The 19,912-nt window shown below is 57.8% G+C and carries 17 protein-coding genes; 3 read left to right on the top strand and 14 right to left on the bottom strand.

Annotation, left to right across the window (positions count from 1 at the left end; all coding sequences use genetic code 11):
* Position 1: 1 nt before the first annotated feature.
* From glgX to asd, 3 genes are all read right to left on the bottom strand, one after another.
* Positions 2 to 1,975 (bottom strand): glycogen debranching protein GlgX, encoded by a 1,974-nt coding sequence (gene glgX, locus BH712_RS19310; protein ID WP_006812259.1) that lies wholly within the window; start codon positions 1,973 to 1,975, stop codon positions 2 to 4.
* Positions 1,972 to 4,158 (bottom strand): 1,4-alpha-glucan branching enzyme, encoded by a 2,187-nt coding sequence (gene glgB, locus BH712_RS19305; protein ID WP_032674086.1) that lies wholly within the window; start codon positions 4,156 to 4,158, stop codon positions 1,972 to 1,974. The genes glgX and glgB overlap by 4 nt, the downstream gene beginning before the upstream one ends.
* A gap of 239 nt (positions 4,159 to 4,397) precedes the next feature.
* Positions 4,398 to 5,501, bottom strand: coding sequence for an aspartate-semialdehyde dehydrogenase (gene asd, locus BH712_RS19300; protein WP_006812261.1), 1,104 nt, complete (start codon positions 5,499 to 5,501; stop codon positions 4,398 to 4,400).
* Positions 5,502 to 5,679: 178 nt separating this feature from the next.
* Between asd and yhgN the strand changes: the two genes are divergently transcribed.
* Positions 5,680 to 6,273, top strand: a complete 594-nt coding sequence (gene yhgN / locus BH712_RS19290) for an NAAT family transporter YhgN (protein WP_003861574.1) — start codon at positions 5,680 to 5,682, stop codon at positions 6,271 to 6,273.
* Between the two features lie 540 nt (positions 6,274 to 6,813).
* Here the strand turns inward: yhgN and gntU are convergent.
* From gntU to BH712_RS19260, 5 genes are all read right to left on the bottom strand, one after another.
* On the bottom strand, positions 6,814 to 8,154 hold the full coding sequence (gntU, locus tag BH712_RS19280; protein WP_023295539.1) for a gluconate transporter: 1,341 nt from the start codon (positions 8,152 to 8,154) through the stop codon (positions 6,814 to 6,816).
* 3 nt (positions 8,155 to 8,157) lie between these two features.
* A complete protein-coding gene (gntK, locus tag BH712_RS19275; protein ID WP_024906707.1) occupies positions 8,158 to 8,685 on the bottom strand; it encodes a gluconokinase in 528 nt (175 codons plus the stop codon).
* Between the two features lie 126 nt (positions 8,686 to 8,811).
* Positions 8,812 to 9,807: a gluconate operon transcriptional repressor GntR gene (gntR, locus tag BH712_RS19270; protein WP_003861567.1), complete on the bottom strand. Its 996-nt coding sequence runs from the start codon at positions 9,805 to 9,807 to the stop codon at positions 8,812 to 8,814.
* 91 nt (positions 9,808 to 9,898) lie between these two features.
* Complete coding sequence (locus BH712_RS19265) at positions 9,899 to 10,594, bottom strand: pirin family protein (RefSeq protein WP_000639796.1); 696 nt, start codon at positions 10,592 to 10,594, stop codon at positions 9,899 to 9,901.
* A gap of 123 nt (positions 10,595 to 10,717) precedes the next feature.
* Complete coding sequence (locus tag BH712_RS19260; protein ID WP_006812264.1) at positions 10,718 to 11,755, bottom strand: oxidoreductase; 1,038 nt, start codon at positions 11,753 to 11,755, stop codon at positions 10,718 to 10,720.
* Positions 11,756 to 12,065: 310 nt separating this feature from the next.
* On the opposite strand from BH712_RS19260, the gene yhhY reads away from it, so the two are divergent.
* A complete protein-coding gene (gene yhhY, locus BH712_RS19250; protein ID WP_006812265.1) occupies positions 12,066 to 12,554 on the top strand; it encodes an N-acetyltransferase in 489 nt (162 codons plus the stop codon).
* An 83-nt stretch (positions 12,555 to 12,637) separates the two neighbouring features.
* On the opposite strand, the gene ggt is transcribed toward yhhY, so the two are convergent.
* Positions 12,638 to 14,383 (bottom strand): gamma-glutamyltransferase, encoded by a 1,746-nt coding sequence (ggt, locus tag BH712_RS19245; RefSeq protein WP_006812266.1) that lies wholly within the window; start codon positions 14,381 to 14,383, stop codon positions 12,638 to 12,640.
* Between the two features lie 122 nt (positions 14,384 to 14,505).
* Between ggt and BH712_RS19240 the strand changes: the two genes are divergently transcribed.
* Positions 14,506 to 14,877, top strand: a complete 372-nt coding sequence (locus BH712_RS19240) for a DUF2756 family protein (RefSeq protein WP_006812267.1) — start codon at positions 14,506 to 14,508, stop codon at positions 14,875 to 14,877.
* Here the strand turns inward: BH712_RS19240 and ugpQ are convergent.
* From ugpQ to ugpB, 5 genes are all read right to left on the bottom strand, one after another.
* The gene (gene ugpQ, locus BH712_RS19235; RefSeq protein ID WP_006812268.1) at positions 14,867 to 15,607 is read right to left on the bottom strand and encodes a glycerophosphodiester phosphodiesterase; all 741 of its coding nucleotides are present in this window, start codon (positions 15,605 to 15,607) and stop codon (positions 14,867 to 14,869) included. The genes BH712_RS19240 and ugpQ overlap by 11 nt on opposite strands.
* A complete protein-coding gene (locus BH712_RS19230) occupies positions 15,604 to 16,674 on the bottom strand; it encodes a sn-glycerol-3-phosphate import ATP-binding protein UgpC (protein ID WP_006812269.1) in 1,071 nt (356 codons plus the stop codon). Before BH712_RS19230 ends, ugpQ begins: the two co-directional genes overlap by 4 nt.
* Position 16,675: 1 nt before the next feature.
* Entirely contained in the window at positions 16,676 to 17,521 is an 846-nt protein-coding gene (ugpE, locus tag BH712_RS19225; protein WP_006812270.1) for a sn-glycerol-3-phosphate ABC transporter permease UgpE, read from the bottom strand.
* Entirely contained in the window at positions 17,518 to 18,405 is an 888-nt protein-coding gene (gene ugpA, locus BH712_RS19220; RefSeq protein ID WP_006812271.1) for a sn-glycerol-3-phosphate ABC transporter permease UgpA, read from the bottom strand. Before ugpA ends, ugpE begins: the two co-directional genes overlap by 4 nt.
* A 116-nt stretch (positions 18,406 to 18,521) precedes the next feature.
* On the bottom strand, positions 18,522 to 19,838 hold the full coding sequence (gene ugpB / locus BH712_RS19215) for a sn-glycerol-3-phosphate ABC transporter substrate-binding protein UgpB (protein ID WP_032674088.1): 1,317 nt from the start codon (positions 19,836 to 19,838) through the stop codon (positions 18,522 to 18,524).
* Positions 19,839 to 19,912: the final 74 nt, after the last annotated feature.

The following is a 19,912-nucleotide window of genomic DNA, read 5'->3' as shown; positions in this document are numbered from 1 at the left end:
ATCATCTTTGGAATACGCACACTCCGTGCGCAGGCCCGTGCCAGACAGCCATTACTACCGGATTATCCGCTCCGGCAAAGGGGGGAACAGCTCGCCACTCCCCGTCAGGTAAAACAATCTCAGCGACGTCGTCCGTCGCGTTCAGCGTCACCAGCCACGTATCCGACAGCAGGATTTGCAAACGTGGTACGCCGTGTTGCCACTCTTGCGCGCTTAACGGTTGCGCGTCTTGATTCAGCCAGCGAACGTTGCCGTCGCCCTCCTCCCACCAGCGGTCGGCGGTGAGCGCGGGGATTTGCTGGCGAAGATGGATCAGCGCCGCGGTGAAATGGGTCAACCCGCTGTTCGCTTCTCCCCAGTCAAGCCAGGTCAGGGTGTTATCCTGGCAATAGGCGTTATTGTTGCCGTGCTGGCTGTGGCCGTGTTCGTCACCCGCCAGCAGCATCGGCGTACCCTGCGATAACAAAAGCGTCGTCAGCAGCGCATGAACGCTGGCGCGTCGCCGCTCGATCACATCCAGACTTCCGCCTAACCCTTCTATACCATGGTTAAAGCTATGGTTATCGTTAGTCCCATCGCGATTCTCTTCGCCGTTTGCCTCATTGTGTTTCTGATTGAAACAAACGCAGTCGCGCAGCGTAAAACCGTCGTGCGCCGTCACCAGGTTAATGGTGGCCGACGGACGTTTTCCGTCGCGCTTAAAGAGATCGCTGGAGCCAGCAAAGCGTCCGGCGAACTCCCCTAACGACAGATCGCGCGTCAGCCAGAAGCGGCGGATGGCATCGCGGTAGTGGTCGTTCCACTCGGCAAACAGGGGCGGAAAGTTCCCCACCTGATAACCGCCCTCACCGATATCCCATGGCTCTGCGATGAGCTTCACCCGGGAAAGCACCGGGCAGTTTTTTATCGCCTCAAACAGCGGCGCCTGCTGGCTGAACGCCGGGGTACGCCCCATCACCGGCGCCAGGTCGAAACGAAAACCGTCCACGTGGAAGGTCTCAACCCAGTATTTCAGGCACTCATACGCGTAATGCGTGACCGCCGGATGACTGAGATTGAGGGTGTTACCGCACCCGGTCCAGTTCTCGTAATCGCCGTCGTCCCTGATCCAATAATAGCTACGGTTATCGATTCCGCGCTGTGAGAGCGTCGGACCGTCAAGATCGCTTTCCGCACTGTGGTTCAGTACCACGTCCAGAATGACCTCAATCCCCGCCGCGTGAAGCGCCTTCACCGCATCACGAAACTCATCCCGCGCCTTCTCGGGATGCACCGCGTAGCGCGGGTCGAGGGCGAACATCGCCAGCGGGTTGTAGCCCCAGTAGTTGCTTAACCCAAGACGCTGAAGGCGCGGCTCGCTGGCGAAATGCGCCACCGGCAACAGCTCCAGCGCGGTGATGCCTAAGTGCTTCAGGTAAGCGACCATCGTCGAATGCCCAAGCGCTTTATAGGTGCCGCGCATCTCTTTGGGGATCGACGGGTGCAGATACGTCAGCCCTTTGACGTGGGCTTCATAAATCACGGTATTGCCCCACGGCGTCTGCGGCGGGGCATCGTCTTCCCAGTCATAGAGATCGTGCACCACCACGCTTTTAGGCGCGACGGACGCGCTGTCGCGGTGGTCAGGTTCGCCATAGCCAACGTGGAACAGCGGGTCGTCTTTAAACTCGCCGTCGACGCGGTGCGCGCACGGGTCAATCAGCAGCTTCGCCGGGTTAAACCAGTGTCCCTGAGCAGGCTCCCAGGGGCCGTGAACGCGAAAACCGTAGTGCATCCCCGGCCGTCCTCCGGCCAGGTAACCATGCCAGGTATCCCCCGTGCGCGCCGGTAAATCGTAACGGTGCTCGTTACCTTCCCCGTCAAACACACAGAGTTCCACCCGCTCCGCATGGGCGGAAAAGAGCGTGAAGTTAACCCCCTTTCCGTCAAAACTTGCCCCGAGCGGTTCGGGTTTACCTGCCGTGAGCTGTGTCATTCTCCCTCCCGCACCAGCCAGATTGTGCTCAGCGGCGGCAGCGTCAGGCTCAGGGAGTTTGGTCGGCCGTGGCTTTCGAGGGTGTCGCTCTGTACCAGCCCACCGTTACCGGCGTTGCTGCCGTGGTAGTGCATGGAGTCGGTATTGAGAATTTCGCGCCATTTGCCCGGCTGGTTAATGCCGAAGCGGTAGTGTTCGCGCGGCACCGGGGTAAAGTTGCTGGCAACGATGATCTCGTTACCCGCTTTGTCGCGGCGTACAAAGACAAACACCGAGCACTCGTGGTCGTCCACCACCAGCCACTCAAAGCCGTACGGATCGAAGTCCAGCTCGTGCAGCGCTTTGTGGTGGCGATAGGTCAGGTTCAGGTCGCGGACCAGACGCTGCACGCCGTGGTGCCAGTTGTCCGCGCCCTCCAGCAGATGCCAGTCAAGGCTGGTGTCGTGGTTCCATTCGCGCCCCTGGGCAAACTCATTACCCATAAACAGCAGCTTTTTGCCCGGGAAGGCGAACATCCAGCCGTAGTAGGCGCGCAGGTTGGCGAACTTCTGCCACGGGTCGCCCGGCATGCGGTCGAGAATGGATTTCTTGCCGTGCACCACTTCATCATGCGACAGCGGCAGCATGAAGTTTTCGGTGTAGTTGTAGAGCAGCCCGAAGGTGAGCTTATCGTGGTGATACTGACGAAAAACCGGGTCGAGCTTCATGTAGTCGAGCGTGTCGTGCATCCAGCCGAGGTTCCACTTATACCAGAAGCCCAGACCACCCATTGCCGGTGGACGGGAAACACCCGGGAAGTCGGTGGACTCTTCCGCCATGGTCACGGCGCCTTCTACCTGCTCGCCGATAATGCGGTTGGTGTTGCGCAGAAACTCAATCGCTTCCAGGTTTTCACGTCCGCCATACTCATTCGGGATCCACTCGCCCTCTTTGCGGCTGTAGTCGCGGTAGATCATCGACGCCACCGCATCCACGCGCAGGGCATCAATGCCGAAGCGCTCGATCCAGTACAGCGCGTTACCGACCAGGTAATTCGACACTTCACGGCGACCGTAGTTGTAGATCAGCGTGTTCCAGTCCTGGTGATAGCCTTCGCGCGGATCGCTGTGCTCGTACAGCTTCGTGCCGTCGAACTCTGCCAGCGCAAAATCGTCCGACGGGAAGTGGCCCGGCACCCAGTCGAGGATCACGTTCAGCCCGGCGGCGTGGGCGGCATCGATGAAATAGCGGAAGTCATCGCGCGTGCCGAAGCGGCGCGTAGGCGCATACAGCCCGGTAGGCTGATAGCCCCAGCTGCCGTCGAACGGGTGTTCGTTGATCGGCAGCAGCTCCAGATGGGTAAAGCCCATCCATTTGGCGTACGGCACCAACTGGTCCGCCAGCTCGCGATAGCTCAGCCAGAAGTTGTTATCGGTGTGCCGACGCCACGAGCCAAGATGCACCTCATAAACCGATATGGGCGCATCGAAGCGGTTGGCCTGCTTGCGCTCCTCGCTCTGGACGACCTTTTCCGGCAGGCCGCAAATCAGCGAGGCGGTATTCGGACGCAGCTCGGCCTCAAAGGCGTACGGGTCAGATTTAATACGCAGCTTGCCGTTGGCATCGATCATCTCGAATTTGTAGAGCTGACCGTTGTGCGCACCGGGGATAAACAGTTCCCAGATGCCGGTTTCCCGGCGCAGGCGCATGGGGTGACGACGACCGTCCCAGTAGTTGAACTGCCCGACGACGGAGACGCGCTGGGCGTTTGGCGCCCATACGGCAAAACGCGTGCCGGTGATACCGTCCATGGTATCCGCATGGGCACCCAGCGTTTCGTAAGGGCGTAAATGGGTCCCTTCGGACAGCAGCCAGGCGTCCATCTCTTTTAAGAGCGGGCCGAAGCTATAGGGATCGTCAATCAGGTTTTGCTGGCCGTGCCAGATAACGGCGAGCTGGTAACGAAAAGGATTTTTACGGCGGGGCATGACGCCCGAGAAGAAGCCACGCGAGTCGAGGCATTCCAGATTACCCACCTTGCGGCCGGTTTTGGGTTCGATAACCCACACTTCTGTCGCATCCGGTAACAGCGCCCGAACTTCCAGTCCGGCCTCTGTACGGTGCATCCCTAGCACAGAAAAGGGGTCGGCAAAATGACCCGCAATAAGCGCATTAATCACGTCTCTCGAAATACGATCGGACATGGTATTCATCCTGTTTTTTTATGTCGCCCTTTTTACTCGCTCCGGAACGACTTTTAATGTGACCTAAACGGTGCAGTTAATCCTCTCTGCTCCGCCCTACCCTCAGGTGAGAAATAAATCTTCCTTAAAGCATAGCCAACGTCGTGGGTCCTCCTGATAAAAAATCAGACATCTGCGTTTTACTCCATGTAGTACGCAAAAAAAGGGGGTGACAATCACCCCCCGTGTTTAACAAATTATTACGCCAGCTGGCGCAGCATGCGGCGCAGCGGCTCGGCGGCACCCCACAGCAGCTGGTCACCCACGGTGAACGCAGAGAGATACTCCGGCCCCATGTTCAGCTTGCGCAGGCGGCCAACCGGGGTGGTCAGCGTACCGGTGACGGCTGCCGGGGTCAGTTCGCGCATGGTGATATCGCGATCGTTTGGCACCACTTTCGCCCACGGGTTGTGTGCGGCCAGCAGCTCTTCCACGGTCGGAATAGACACATCTTTTTTCAGTTTAATGGTGAAGGCCTGGCTGTGACAGCGCAGCGCGCCGATACGCACGCACAGACCGTCAACCGGAATGGTGTTCGCGGTCGCGAGGATTTTGTTGGTCTCAGCCTGGCCCTTCCACTCTTCGCGGGTCTGGCCGTTATCCAGCTGTTTGTCGATCCACGGGATCAGGCCACCGGCCAGCGGTACGCCGAAGTTATCCACCGGCAGTTCGCCGCTGCGGGTCAGTTGAGTGACTTTACGCTCAATGTCGAGAATAGCGGATGCCGGGTCTGCCAGCTCGGTCGCGACGCTCTGGTGCAGCTGGCCCATCTGGGTCAGCAGCTCGCGCATATGGCGCGCGCCGCCGCCGGAGGCCGCCTGGTAGGTCGCTACGGAGACCCACTCCACCAGGTCCTGCGCGAACAGGCCGCCGAGGGACATCAGCATCAGGCTGACGGTGCAGTTACCGCCGACAAAGGTTTTCACGCCGTTGTTCAGGCCATCGGTGATGACGTCCTGGTTAACCGGGTCAAGAATGATGATGGCATCGTCTTTCATGCGCAGCGAAGAGGCCGCGTCAATCCAGTAGCCCTGCCAGCCGCTTTCACGCAGCTTCGGATAGATTTCGTTGGTATAATCGCCGCCCTGGCAGGTCACAATAATGTCGAGTGCCTTCAGCGCCTCCAGGTCGTAAGCATCCTGCAACGTGCCAGTGGTACCTCCAAAGGACGGTGCAGCCTGGCCGAGCTGGGAAGTGGAGAAGAAGACCGGGCGGATGGCGTCGAAATCGCGCTCTTCAACCATGCGTTGCATGAGTACAGAGCCGACCATACCGCGCCAGCCGATAAAACCAACGTTTTTCATAGCATTTTTTTCCTGCAAGGGGTGTGTGCTGATTGTGCAAGCCAGTATTGAACTGGGATATGCTTCACATTACAAAATGCTGCCAAAGTCGCAAGCGAAATTAATCGATGATTGCCCGGCTATCAGAAAAAGTGCTAATCATCGGAATAACCACAATAAGTATCAGGGATAATTTAAGATGAGTGAAATCATTTCCGCAGCGGTTTTATTGATCCTGATTATGGATCCGCTCGGTAATCTGCCGATCTTCATGTCGGTGCTGAAGCACACCGAGCCGAAGCGCCGCCGGGCGATCATGATCCGCGAACTGCTTATCGCCCTGCTGGTGATGTTTATCTTCCTGTTCGCTGGTGAAAAGATCCTTGCCTTCCTGAACTTACGCGCCGAAACGGTCTCCATTTCCGGCGGGATAATTTTGTTCCTGATTGCCATTAAGATGATTTTTCCGAGCGCGGAAGGCAGCAGTAGCGGCCTGCCCGCGGGTGAAGAGCCGTTTATCGTGCCGCTGGCAATTCCGCTGGTCGCCGGACCAACGATTCTGGCGACGCTGATGCTGTTGTCGCATCAGTATCCGAATCAGATGAGCCATCTGGTGATTGCCCTGCTGATCGCCTGGGGCGGGACGTTTATTATCCTGTTACAGTCGTCGCTGTTCCTGCGCCTGCTGGGTGAGAAAGGGGTGAACGCGCTGGAGCGCCTGATGGGGCTGATTCTGGTGATGATGGCCACGCAGATGTTCCTGGACGGGATCCGGGCGTGGATGAAAGGGTAGGTAAAAGCAAAACGGCAATCTTAGATTGCCGTTTTTAGTGTTTGCCCCCTCTCCCCGTGGGAGAGGGCCGGGGTGAGGGCATCAGGCCGCAGAGGTCTTATTTTGTCGGGTGGCGGCTTCGCCTTACCCGACCTACAACAAACTCTGGTCCCGTAGGCCGGGTAAGCGTAAGCGCCACCCGGCATTTTTTACAGCGGCACGATGCCTTCCTTTGTGAGCAAGCAGCACGTCGACAAACCGCGAGCAATTATCTGCCAGTTCGGTGAAATCAGTGGTGTGATCGAATGGGGTAGTAAATAAAGTGTGAGAAAAGTTAGGGGTAGTAGTCATAAGACAGCCTCTGATGAGTAATGTGTATCCACCACTGGAGAGGCTAATCCTGACGCCTGATTTTGCAGGCGCGGCAAGAAGATACTGCGTTGGGGGCGGGGTGGCAAGAGAGGCTCTGGAAGGCGGCTCGCAAAACGAAATATTATTTTAGGGTGCGGCCTGATGCCCTCACCCCAGCCCTCTCCCACCGGGAGAGGGAGAAAACCGGGATTAGCTCAGCAGCGTAAACGCAATCATCCCGACAATCGCACCCGTCGTGCCGAGGATCGTTTCCATCAGCGTCCAGGTTTTCAGGGTTTGCGCTTCGGTGGCGCCGGTAAATTTACCGAACAGCCAGAAGCCCGCGTCGTTCACGTGCGAAACCACAATCGAGCCACCCGCGATACAGATAGAGAGCGCCGCCATCTGCGCACCGGAGTAGTTCAGCTGTTCAATCACCGGCATCACCAGACCGACGGCAGTTAAGCACGCCACGGTCGCGGAGCCCTGAATGATACGCACCGCCGCGGCGAGTACGAAGCAGGTGACCGCAATCGGCAGCCCCATCCCGGTCAGCGCTTCGCCCAGTGCCGGACCCACGCCGGAATCCACCAGCACCTGCTTGAACACGCCACCTGCACCGATCACCAGCAGGATAATCCCGGCCGGTTGCAGCGCCGCGCCGCAGATCTCCATCACGCGGTCTTTCGGCATGCCCTGACGCATCGCCAGGCCGTAAATCGCCACCAGACACGCCACCAGGATCGCGGTGAACGGATGACCGATAAATTCGAACCATTCGTACGCGGTTGACCCCACCGGCACAAAACGCGCGGCGATGGTTTTCAGGCCAACCAGCACCAGAGGCAGAAGAATCAAAGAGAGACTAAACCCGAAGGACGGCATTTTGCCCTCGCCCAGGTGCGGCTCGGAGATGTCATCCGGAATGTGCAGCTCAACGTAACGGCTGATGAAGTTGCCCCACAGCGGACCGGCGATAATCATTCCCGGTATCGCCGCGCACAGGCCAATCAGGATCATCCAGCCAAAGTCAGCGTGCATCTGGGAGGCCAGCAGCATCGGCGCAGGCCCCGGCAGCAGAAACGCCGCCGCTGCCGCCACGCCCGCAAACAGCGGAATGACCAGCTTCACGAGGTTAGTGCCGGTATGACGCGCCATGGAGAACGCGACGCTAATCAGCAGCACAACCGCCACTTCGAAGAACAGCGGCAGCGCGCAAATCAGACCAGCCAGACCAATCGCGTAGTGCGCACGGCTGTGGCCGAAGGATTTCAGCATCTTGACGGCAATCTGATCGACCGCGCCCGTCTCGTGCAAAATCTTGCCAAACATCGCGCCCAGCGCCACCACAATGGCCAGGAAGCCGAGCGTGCCGCCCATCCCTTTTTCCATCGTCGCCGCAATTTTGTCGAGCGGCATGCCAGAAAAGAGACCGGCACCAATAGAAACCACCATCAAAGCAACGAAGGCGTGCATACGCGCCTTCATCACTAAAAACAGCAGCAGCAAAACGGAACCCACTGCTGTCAACACTAGCGTTAATGTACTCAAAACTTACTGCCTTTTATTAATAACCTCGATGGTGCTGGCAACAACACCTTCCAGCGGCTGATCGATATCAACCACTAAGACGTCTTTTTCATCTTCACCCGGCTCCTGAAGCGCTTCGAACTGCGTCACCAGCATCTGGGTTTTGAAGAAGTGGCCTTTACGCGCCTTCAGACGGCTTTCAATCACTTCGAAATCGCCTTTCAGGTAGATGAAAGAGAGGTTCGGATTGCCGTCGCGCAGCAGGTCGCGATAGGTTTTTTTCAGCGCGGAGCAGACGATCAGGGAGACTTTATTGGTGCGCTGCATCGCGAACGCGGCGTCATTCAGCGCCTGCAACCACGGTTTGCGGTCGTCGTCGTTCAGCGGCTCGCCGGAAGCCATTTTCATGATGTTGCTACGCGGATGGAGGAAGTCACCATCAAGAAACGCAGCCTGGAGTTGATGCGCCACTTCGCTCGCCACGGCAGATTTACCGCTACCGGACACGCCCATCAGGACGTAAACGTGGTGATCGTGATTAGTCGTGCTCAAAGGGTGTCCCTCAGTCAATTGTTACGGGTAACAGTTATCGGTAACATTGTCCTGCCGGGGCATAAGAGAAGCAATATCCAAACGTGCGCGAAGTGAATAAGTGTGAGCTACTTCAAATTTGTCGGATTAAATAGATCCACCCGGTGACAAGGTGAAACCTAAATCTAACATTTTTGGGGTAACTGCCTCTCCACGAATGCGCGCCAGCAGGCGTTCTGCACCAATGCGGCCCATGCGTTCACGCGGGGTCAGAACGCTCGCCAGACGCGGCTCCATCACCTGGCCAATGTCATGGCCGTGGAAACCGGCAATCGCCATATCATCCGGGATTTTTAAACCCAGACGCTGGCATTCAAACGCGGCGCCGACCGCAAGGTCATCGTTGGTACAGAAAATACCGTCCAGTTGCGGATACTCGCGTCGCGCCTGACGCATCAGCTCAATACCCGAGGTATAGGAGGAGGATTGCTCCACCATCACGCTGTACGGGGTTAAACCGGCGTCGAGCATCGCCTGCTCGTATCCCTTCTGTTTGATGATAGTACGTTCATCCAGACGCGCACCCAGATAGGCTACATGGCGATGGCCGCGGGCGATAATCGCCGCCGTCATCTGACGCGCCGCTTCAAAGTTATCGAACCCCACGGCAATGTCGAGGCACGGCGACTGGCTGTCCATCAGCTCCACTACCGGGATACCGGCGACTTCAATCATTTTCAGCGTGCGCGGGGTGTGAGTACGTTCCGTTAAAATCAGACCGTCGATGTTCCAGGAAAGCATCGATTCAAGACGTTCCTCTTCCAGTTCCGGCTTGTACCCGTAGTGCGCGAGCATGGTCTGATAACCGAACGCATCGGTGACGCTTTCGATGCCACGCAGCACTTCGGCGAAAACCTGGTTGGTTAAGGAAGGAAGCAGGACGCCCACCGCACGGCTGGTGGCATTGGAGAGAATATCGGGCGCGCGGTTGGGGATATAACCCAGTTCATCAAGGGCGGCGGCAATCTTGCCACGCAACGCCACGGAAACCTGTTCCGGGTTACGTAAAAAACGGCTGACCGTCATTTTGGTCACACCGACGCGATCGGCGACATCCTGAAGTACGGGGCGTTTCTTTTTCATCGTCCTGAGAAATCTTGAAGTGAGAGATTTGCTCAGTTTATCACGGACAAAGCTCAACCTTCCCCGTTTAAAGGGAAGGTTGAGAAATTATTTAGACCGGCGGCAGGTCAAACAGCAGAATTTCACTTTCGCTGTCCGCATGCACGGAGAGCGCCTGCTCATCCCAGATGGCCAGGCCATCGGCGGTGGTGGCTTTGGTGCCGTTGATGGACACTTCCCCTTTCACCACCTGGATCCAGACGCGGCGGTTGGCGGCAATCTGGTGGACAGACTGTTCGTCTTTCGCCAGCGCCCAGCGGTACAGTTCCATATCCTGATGCACTTTCAGGGAACCTTCACGCGCATCCGGGGAGAGCACCAGCTGTTTGCCCTGTTTCGCGTCGAAGCGGCGCTGCTCGTAGCGTGGCGTGATGCCGGTCTCTTCTGGAATGATCCAGATTTGATACAGGTGCAGTTTTTCCGTTTTGCTCGGGTTGTACTCAGAGTGACGCACCCCGGTACCCGCGCTCATAATCTGGAACTCACCCGCCGGAACCTGCTCTTTGTTGCCCATGCTGTCCTGGTGCTCAACCGCCCCTTCCAGCACATAGGTCAGGATTTCCATGTCTTTGTGCGGGTGGGTCCCGAAGCCCTGGCCTGCATCAATCACGTCGTCGTTAATGACGCGCAGTGCGGAGAAGCCCATGAAGTTCGGGTCGTAGTAGTCGGCAAACGAGAATGAATGCCATGAGTCCAGCCAGCCATGATTCGCGTGACCACGTTCGTTTGCTTTGCGTAAGTAGATCATTGTTTTCACCCTCAGTTCGTTTCGATGGAGTAAGTGTGGACGCAAACGCCCTGGGATCATAGAGGGTGAAAATTGACTCCTCTGTTCAAAAATTTAGAACAAGCGAAGAGGAGCCATGTTTTCTTATCTGGCAAGGGTTACCGTGGCAGGAGATGCTTGTTCGAAGGCCCGTTCAAGGATTTCCAGGTTGGTCAGAACGTCAGATTCCTTGACGTAATTCGGCGCGCCATTGGTGAGGGTTTCATACAGCGCATCGTAGACGCGTCCATAGTCGCCCGTTTCCGGCTTCAGCTCTTCTCTGACCGTGACGCCCTCATCGTTCACATACTCCAGCACGCCCACGGAATCATCCGCCGCAAAGCCCGGTTCACCCGGCATGATATTGGCCTTCAGGCTGGTCTCCTGTTGGTCAATACCGTACTTGATAAAGGAGCCTTTCTTGCCGTGAACGATAAATTTCGGGTAGTCGATTTTCACCAGGTGGCTGGTTTTGACGATGGCTTTCAGGTCACCGTAGAACAGCTGCGCTTCAAAGGTGTCGTCCGGGTTGGCTTTATTGCGCAGGCTGCGGATGTCGTACGCAACGTGATCCGGGCGGCCAAACAGAGAGATGATCTGATCCATGGTATGCACGCCTAGACCATAGAACGAGCCGTCCTGCGGCAGGCCGGGGTTGGTCTCCGCCACCGGACGGTAGTAATCGAAGTGGCTTTCAACCTCCACGATCTCGCCAAGCTTGCCGCTTTCAATTGCCTTTTTCGCCGTCAGGAAGCAGCTGTCAAAGCGACGGTTCTGATACGGCGTGACGGTCAGCCCCTTGTTCTTTGCCAGCGCGAACAGTTCTTTCGCTTCGGCGATGGTTGGGGTGAACGGCTTTTCAACCAGCACGTTTTTGCCCGCTTCGAGCGCGCGTTTCGCATAGTCAAAATGGCTGTCGGCGTGGGTACAGACCACCACCAATTTGACCTGCGGGTCATTCAATACTTCATCAAGATCGCTGGTGAAATGAATGTGGGAATACTGCGGAGACTGCTCTTCCGGCTTCGCGCTGCGGCGGTAGATATGGGCCACATGCCACGTCTCTTTACGGTGGAGGACATACGGAAGGTGGTAACGGGTGGTGCTTTTGCCAAATCCAATAAATGCACAATGTAGTGTCATGGCTCAGTCCTTTTGGAAGGTTACTGGGTTTTACCATAGCGCATGTTTTGCCCTCACCCCAGCCCTCTCCCACGGGGAGAGGGAGAAAAAGGGCAAAAAAAAGCCAGCGAGAAGCTGGCTAAAGTAATACTGGAAGCAATGTGAGCAATGTCGTGCTTTCAGGTTCCCGTAGGAGGTCTTCCTGAATGCAGAGCAATAATAATCATTCTCATTCGCACTTGTCCAACACTTTTTGCAAAAAATAGCGATTGACTCAACTTTTAAAGTCATTGATGTTTGAAGGGACGTTTAACTGACTGAGGAACAAGGAATGAGTGAGATAGTGATACGCCACGCTGAACCGAAAGATTACGACGCCATTCGTCAGATCCACGCCCAGCCGGAGGTGTACCACAACACGCTACAGGTTCCTCATCCTTCAAGGGAAATGTGGCAAATGCGGCTAGGCGAGCAGCCGGGCATTAAACAGCTGGTTGCCTGCATTGATGATATCGTGGTCGGGCATTTGTGCATTGACGTCGCCCAGCGACCACGCCGCAGTCACGTTGCCGATTTCGGTATTTGTGTGGGTGCGCAGTGGCAAAACCGCGGCGTCGCCAGCGCGCTGATTCGCACCATGATCGATATGTGTGACAACTGGCTGCGTGTCGATCGCATCGAGTTAACGGTATTTGTCGATAACGAACCGGCAATCGCGGTGTACAAAAAGCACGGCTTCGAGATTGAAGGCACCGGCAAGCGCTACGCCCTGCGCAACGGCGAGTATGTGGACGCGTATTATATGGCGCGTATGAAGTGACACAGACCCCTCACCCCGGCCCTCTCCCCAGGTGTAATCGTTCCCTCTCCCCTTTGGGGAGAGGGCCAGGGTGAGGGGAATAATCAATATCCCGCCGTTAAATCATCCACCGAACGCGGGTCCGATGCGCCAAACAGCGCGCCGTCCGGCCCGACCATAATGCTCTGGGTGCTGCCCATCGCCTCTTTCACCGCCACTTTTTGCCCGCGCTGCTCAAGCAGTTTGAGGGTGTCCGGGCTAAAGCCCTTCTCCACGCGCAGCTCGTCCGGCAGCCACTGGTGATGGAAGCGCGGCGCATTGGTCGCTTCGGCAACGTTCATGCCAAAATCGATGCTGTTCACCACCATTTGCAGCACGGTCGTGATAATCCGGCTCCCGCCCGGGCTGCCTGTCACCAGCCAGGTTTTGCCGTCTTTCACTACGATGGTGGGCGACATGGACGACAGCGGGCGCTTCTTCGGCCCGACCGCATTCGCATCGCCGCCGACCAGCCCGTAGACGTTCGGCACGCCCGGTTTGGCAGAAAAATCATCCATCTCGTTGTTCAGTAAAATACCGCTGTTGCCCGCTACAATCCCGGTGCCAAAGGTAGTATTCAGCGTATAAGTTACCGCCACCGCGTTTCCGTCCTTATCCACCACCGAGAAGTGCGTGGTCTGGTTGCTTTCATACGGTGCCAGCTTGCCGGGGCGGATCTCGCTGGACGGCTTAGCCTTGTTGATGTCGATCTCGTCGGCAATCGATTTGGCATAGGCTTTATCGGTTAGCGCCTGCCACGGCACCTTAACGAAGTCCGGATCGCCGAGGTATTCCGAGCGGTCAGCATAGGCGCGCTTTTCCGCCTCCGCCATCACCTGCATGGCGTCCGCGCTGCCGAAGCCGAACTTGTGCATATCAAAGTTTTCCAGAATATTGAGGATCTGTACGATGTGGATCCCGCCGGAGGACGGCGGCGGCATGGAGAAGACGTCGTAGCCGCGATAGGTGCCGCTAATCGGCTCGCGCTCCACCGCCCTGTATTCCGCCAGATCCGCTTTGGTGATAAGCCCGCCGTTCTTTTGCATCTCTTCCGCAATCTGGTCGGCAATCGCCCCTTTGTAGAAGGCGTCAGGACCGTTTTCAGCAATCAGTTCCAGACTTTTGGCGAGGTTCTTCTGCACCAGCTTATCGCCCTTCTTCAGCGGCTCGCCGTCTTTCCAGAAGATAGCCTTGCTGTTTTCGTGATTGGGAATGACTTCGCTGCCGTAGGTTTTGAGATCGTCCGCCAGGGCGTCATTCACCACAAACCCCTCCCGCGCCAGCCTGATGGCAGGCTGCACCACCTTGTTCAGCGGCATCGTGCCGTATTTCTCCAGCGCCAGCGAGAAGCCCGCAACGGTGCCCGGTGTACCGGTCGCGAGATGCGAGGTCAGAGACTTTTTGCTGTCCGGGTTCCCCTGGTCGTCGAGGAACATATCGCGGGACGCCTGGGAAGGTGCCATTTCGCGGAAGTCGATGGCCGTGGTTTTACCGTCTTTCGTGCGCAGCATCATAAACCCGCCGCCGCCCAGGTTCCCCGCCTGCGGATGCGTCACCGCCAGCGCATACCCCACCGCGACCGCCGCATCCACCGCATTACCGCCCTGCTTAAGAATATCGACGCCCACCTGGGTTGCCAGTGCGTCAACCGAGGCCACCATGCCGTGCGTCGCCCGCACGGGATGAAAAACATCCTCCTCCACGCCGTAAGAGACCGGAGGAGCTGCGGGCGGGTTGGCCGCCACGGTAAATGTGCCGCCTGCCATCAGCGCAGCGATGGCGACCCAGCGCAAAAAGGTTGGTTTCATCATTATTGTTCTCCAGGTGAAGGGGTGCATATTCCCCGCTTAAGCCTGGTTCACAACTCTTAAAAAATCATCGTTATGCCGGAATGAGGGTAAACTTAAGAGAAGCCTCAAAGGAGGAGATAACCATGAAACGATTACTGATCCTGACCGCGCTGCTTCCGTTCGCCGCGCTCGCACAGCCAATCAACACCCTGAACAACCCGAACCAGCCGGGTTACGTCATCCCGAGCCAGCAACGTATGCAGACGGAGATGATGAGCCAGCAACAGCAGCAGAAAGGGATGCTCAATCAGCAGTTAAAAACGCAGACACAGGTGCAGCAGCAGCACCTGCAAAACCAGATGAATACCAACACCCAGCGCGTGCAGCAGGGCCAGATGCTTGAACAGCCGCTGCCCAATGCCAACGGTGGGATGTTAGGGGGCGGGATGTCGCAAAGCAGCGGTCAGCAGCATATGCTGCCGACCCAGCAGAACGGCAGTATGCTTAATAAATAAAGTTCGGCCCGATCTGGTCAATTGCATCGGTACAGATGCTGTCCACACCCCAGCGCAGCAGCTCGGCTGCACGCTGGGGTTTGTTGACGGTATACACCAGAATATGCAGACCCGCCTCCTTCAACAGCGTCACGCGCGCTGCGTCCAGCAGCTTATGGTTGAGGTGGATCGACACGCAGCCTAAGCGGGTTGTCAGCGCGCGCCAGTCTTCTTGCCACTCATCCAGCAGCAGCCCGCGCGGCAGTTCCGGTACGGCATTCTGTGCGGCTTCCAGCGCGTCAATGTCAAACGACGATAACAGCGGCGCGGTCATCCCTTCCCACAGTTCGCGCGCGGCAAGGGCAATCACTTTACCCGTCAGCGGCCCGGTGCCGGTAGTCGGTTTGATTTCGATGTTGGCCATCATGCCGTGTTGACGACAGCGGTCCGCCACTTCCGCCAGCAGCGGCAGCGGTTCGCCTTTAAATTCTCCGCTGTACCAGCTTCCGGCATCTACCTTCAGCAGGTCACGCCACGGCAGATCGCCCGCCACGCCCCAGCCGTTGCTGGTGCGTTCGAGGTTGTCGTCGTGCAGCAGGAAAATTTCGCCGTCTTTCGACAGCTTAGCGTCGAACTCGATCATCGTGTGGCCGAAGCGCGCGCCGATATCAATCGCCGCCAGGGTGTTTTCCGGCGCCAGTTTACCGCCGCCACGGTGGGCGACGATGTGGGGGTAAGGCCAGTTGCTCATACTCGTTGTCCTGTTTCACCGTCAAATAAGTGCAGGTGATTTTCCGGCATATGCAGCCACAGCGTGCTGCCTGCTTTCGGGCGCTCCTGATGCGGCAGACGCACCACCAGCTTTTGCGCGCCCCAGCGACCATGCGCCAGGTTATCGGCGCCCAGCATCTCCAGCGTGTCCATCACCAGCGGCACGCCGCCGTCCGCCTGAGACGTCAAACCAATATGCTCCGGGCGGATACCGAGCGTCATCTTACGCCCGGCGTAGCCACGATAGTACCAGTTGATCGGCAACGCCATCCCGCTTTCCAGTTCAAAGTGGGTTCCCGCAGTATTGATCCGCCCGTCCAGCAGGTTCATCGCCGGGCTGCCGATAAAGCTCGCCACAAAACGGCTGGCCGGTTTTTCGTACACCTCCACCGGAGTGCCAATCTGCTCGGCGATGCCTTTGTTCATCACCATTACGCGCTGGGCAAGGGTCATCGCTTCAACCTGATCGTGGGTCACATACAGGGACGTGGTTTTCAGGCGGCGATGCAGCTGCTGTAGCTCAAGGCGCATCTGCACCCGCAGTTTGGCGTCGAGGTTAGACAGCGGTTCGTCGAACAGGAATACCGCCGGATCGCGCACGATGGCGCGCCCCATCGCCACGCGCTGGCGCTGGCCGCCGGAAAGTTCACGCGGGCGGCGCTTGAGCAGGCCGTCCAGCTCCAGAATGCGTGCGGCCTCTTTTACGCGCTCGGCGATATGGCCTTTGCCCATCCCGCGAATTTTCAGCCCCCAGGCCATGTTCTCTTCCACGCTCATGTGCGGATAGAGGGCGTAGTTCTGGAACACCATCGCGATGCCGCGATCTTTTGGCTCCATCTCGGTGACGCGCTGGCGGTCAATCCAGATATCGCCAGAAGTGACGCGCTCAAGCCCCGCCACCATGCGCAGCAGGGTGGATTTTCCGCAGCCGGACGGGCCGACCATAACGATGAATTCTCCGTCTGCCACGTCGAGCGTCAGCGGCTGAATCACCTGGGTTTTACCATCCCAGCTTTTGGTTACTGCCTGTAATTTTAAACCTGCCATCTTATTTCTCGCTATCGACCAGGCCGCGGACAAACGCGCGCTGCATGGCTAAAACAATGACTACGGGTGGGATAAGGGTGAGCAGCATCGCCGCCATCACCTGGTTCCAGAGGGTGGTGCCTTCGCCGGTGGCGATCATGCCTTTGATACCCGCCACGGCGGTGCCGAGGTTGACGTCCTGAACGATCAGCAGCGGCCACAGGTACTGGTTCCAGCCGTAGATAAAGGTGATCACAAACAGCGCCGCGAGGTTGGTTTTCGACAGCGGCAGCACGATGTCGCGGAAGAAGCGCATCGGCGAGGCGCCGTCGATGCGCGCGGCTTCAATCAGCTCGTCCGGCAGGGTCATAAAGAACTGGCGGAACAGGAAGGTGGCGGTGGCCGAGGCCATCAGCGGCAGGGTTAAGCCCGCGTAGCTGTCGAGCATCTTCAGGTTGGCGATCACCTCCACCGTCGGGAAGATACGCACCTCCACCGGCAGCATCAGGGTGATGAAGATCATCCAGAAGAACAGGTTGCGCAGCGGAAAGCGGAACCAGACGATGGCAAAGGCGGAGAGCATCGACACCGTGATTTTGCCGACGGTGATGCCGAACGCCATGATGAAGCTGTTGAGCATCATCAGCCAGAACGGCGCGCTGTTGGCCCCCACGCCCTGGGTCCAGATGGTTTTCATGTTTTCGAAAAGATGCCCGCCGGGGACGAGCGTCATCGGCGTGTCGAACACCGCTTTGGTGTCCAGCGTGGCGGCGACAAAGGCCACGTACAGCGGGAACAGGATAACGACAATCCCCAGAACCAGCATGGTATGGCTGAAAATCGTCAGCCCGCGACGGTTCTCAATCATTGGTAGCGCACCTTACTTTCAACATAGCGGAACTGCACCACCGTGAGGATGATGACGAGGAACATCAGCACCACGGACTGCGCGGCAGAGGCTGAGAGATCAAGCCCGGCAAAGCCTTCGCGGTAGATCTTGTAAATCAGCGTGGTGGTCGCCTGCACCGGGCCGCCCGCGGTGGCGGCGTCGATCACCGGGAAGGTGTCGAAGAAGGCGTACACCAGGTTAACCACCAGCAGGAAGAAGCTCACCGGGGCGATCAGCGGCAGCGACAGCCTGAAGAAGCGGCGCACCGGCCCTGCGCCGTCGATGGCGGCGGCCTCTACCAGCGAACGTGGAATGGATTGCAGCGCGGCAAAGAAGAACAGGAAGTTGTAGCTGATCTGTTTCCACACCGAGGCGAACACCACCAGGAACATCGCCTGACCGCTGTTCTGGGCGTGGTTCCAGTCATAGCCGAACTCCGCCAGGAAGTGGGTAATCAGTCCCCGGCCCGGGTTAAACAGGAAGATCCACAGCACGGCAGCGACGGCGGGCGCCACGGCGTAAGGCAGCAGCATCAGGGTCTGATACAGACGGCTGCCGCGCACCACGTAATCCACCAGCGCGGCGAAAAACAGCGACGCGACAAGGCCGCTGACGGTCACCAGCGCGCTGAATTTGATCGTCGTCCAGAAGGAGTCCAGGTAGTAGCTGTCATGGAACAGCGCGGTGAAGTTGTCCAGACCGACAAACTGGCTGGAAAGCCCGAACGGATCGACGCTTTGTACCGAGTACCACAGCGCTTCGCCCGCAGGCCAGATAAAGAAGATAACGGTGATGACCAGCTGGGGCGCGACCAACAGGTACGGCAGCCAGCGGGAACGGAACACCGGACGGGATGATGACATAGGTTTGCTCTGTAGATATTCACCCCTCACCCTAACCCTCTCCCCATAGGGGAGAGGGGACGATTACACCCTCTCCCCTATGGGGAGAGGGCCGGGGTGAGGGGGATTAGTTTGAATTACGATTTGGTCGACTGCTCAAAGCGGCGCAGCAGCTGATTCCCGCGCTCTACCGCAGAGTCCAGCGCCTGTTGTGGCGTTTTCTTCCCGGTCCACACGCTTTCCAGCTCTTCATCCACGATGGTGCGGATCTGCGGCATGTTGCCCAGACGCAGGCCTTTGGTGAACGGCAACGGCGGCTTGTTCAGCATCTGACGCGTCGCAATGTCCGCCCCCGGGTTCTTGCTGTAGAAGCCCTGCTCGCGGGTCAGGTCGTACGCGGCTTTGGTGATCGGCAGGTAGCCGGTCTTCTGGTGCCACTCGGCGGCGTTTTCCGGCTTCGCCAGGAAGTCGAGGAATTCGGCGACGCCTTTGTAAGTACCGTTGTCTTTGCCCTGCATCACCCACAGGCTCGCCCCGCCGATAATGGCGTTCTGCGGCGCGCCTTTTACGTCAGCGTCGTACGGCATCATGCCTACGCCGTAGTTGAATTTGGCGTAGTGACGGATGTCCGCCAGTGAGCCGGACGAGGCGGTGGTAATCGCGCAGTCGCCGTTGTAGAACTTCTCGGTGGATTCGTCCTTACGCCCGAAGTAGCTGAAATCGCCCTTCTTGTTGAGTGCTTCCAGCAGCGCAATGTGCTTCACCTGCTCCGGCTTGTTGAACTCCAGCACCGCGTCGGTGCCGTCGAAGCCGTTGTTTTTGGTGGCAACCGGCAGGCCGTGCCAGGCGCTGAAGTTTTCAATCTGGATCCAGCCCTGCCAGCCGCTGGCATAGCCGCACTTCATCCCCGCCGCTTTCAGCTTCGCGGTGTACTCGGCCAGGTCCTGCCAGGTTTTTGGCGGCTGCTCCGGGTCTAAACCGGCTTTTTTGAAGGCATCTTTGTTGTAGTACAGCACCGGCGTAGAGCTGTTAAACGGCTGGGACAGCAGGTGGCCGGTTTTTGAATCGGTGTAGTAACCCGCTACGGTCGGCACGAACTGCGACTCGTCGAAGTTGATGCCCGCCTCTTTGAACACTTCATACACCGGCTTGATGGCTTTTGAGGCCATCATAGTGGCGGTGCCCACTTCATAAACCTGTAACAACGCCGGAGCGTTGCCGGTACGGAAGGCGGCAATGCCCGCGCTCAGGCTCTGCTCGTAGTTACCTTTGTACACCGGCACAATTTTGTAATCCGGATGGGTGTCGTTGAAACGCTGCGCCAGGGAGTCAACCTCTTTTCCCAACTCCCCTTCCATGGAATGCCAGAACGGAATGGTGGTCACAGCCATTGCGTTCGTCGCAAAAGCCAGACCGATTGCCAGACCCAAAGCTGTGTGTCGTAACGATGTCATTGTCATCTCTCTTATTGTGCCGGATGCGCGATATCACGCGTTTTATGCTCGCGAGGTAACATGACATGCTCGAA

Source organism: Enterobacter hormaechei ATCC 49162 (genome assembly GCF_001875655.1).
In the GTDB taxonomy this organism is placed as follows: Bacteria; Pseudomonadota; Gammaproteobacteria; order Enterobacterales; family Enterobacteriaceae; genus Enterobacter; species Enterobacter hormaechei.
Note: the sequence above shows the minus strand (reverse complement) of the source record. Positions and strands in the feature narration are given on the sequence as shown.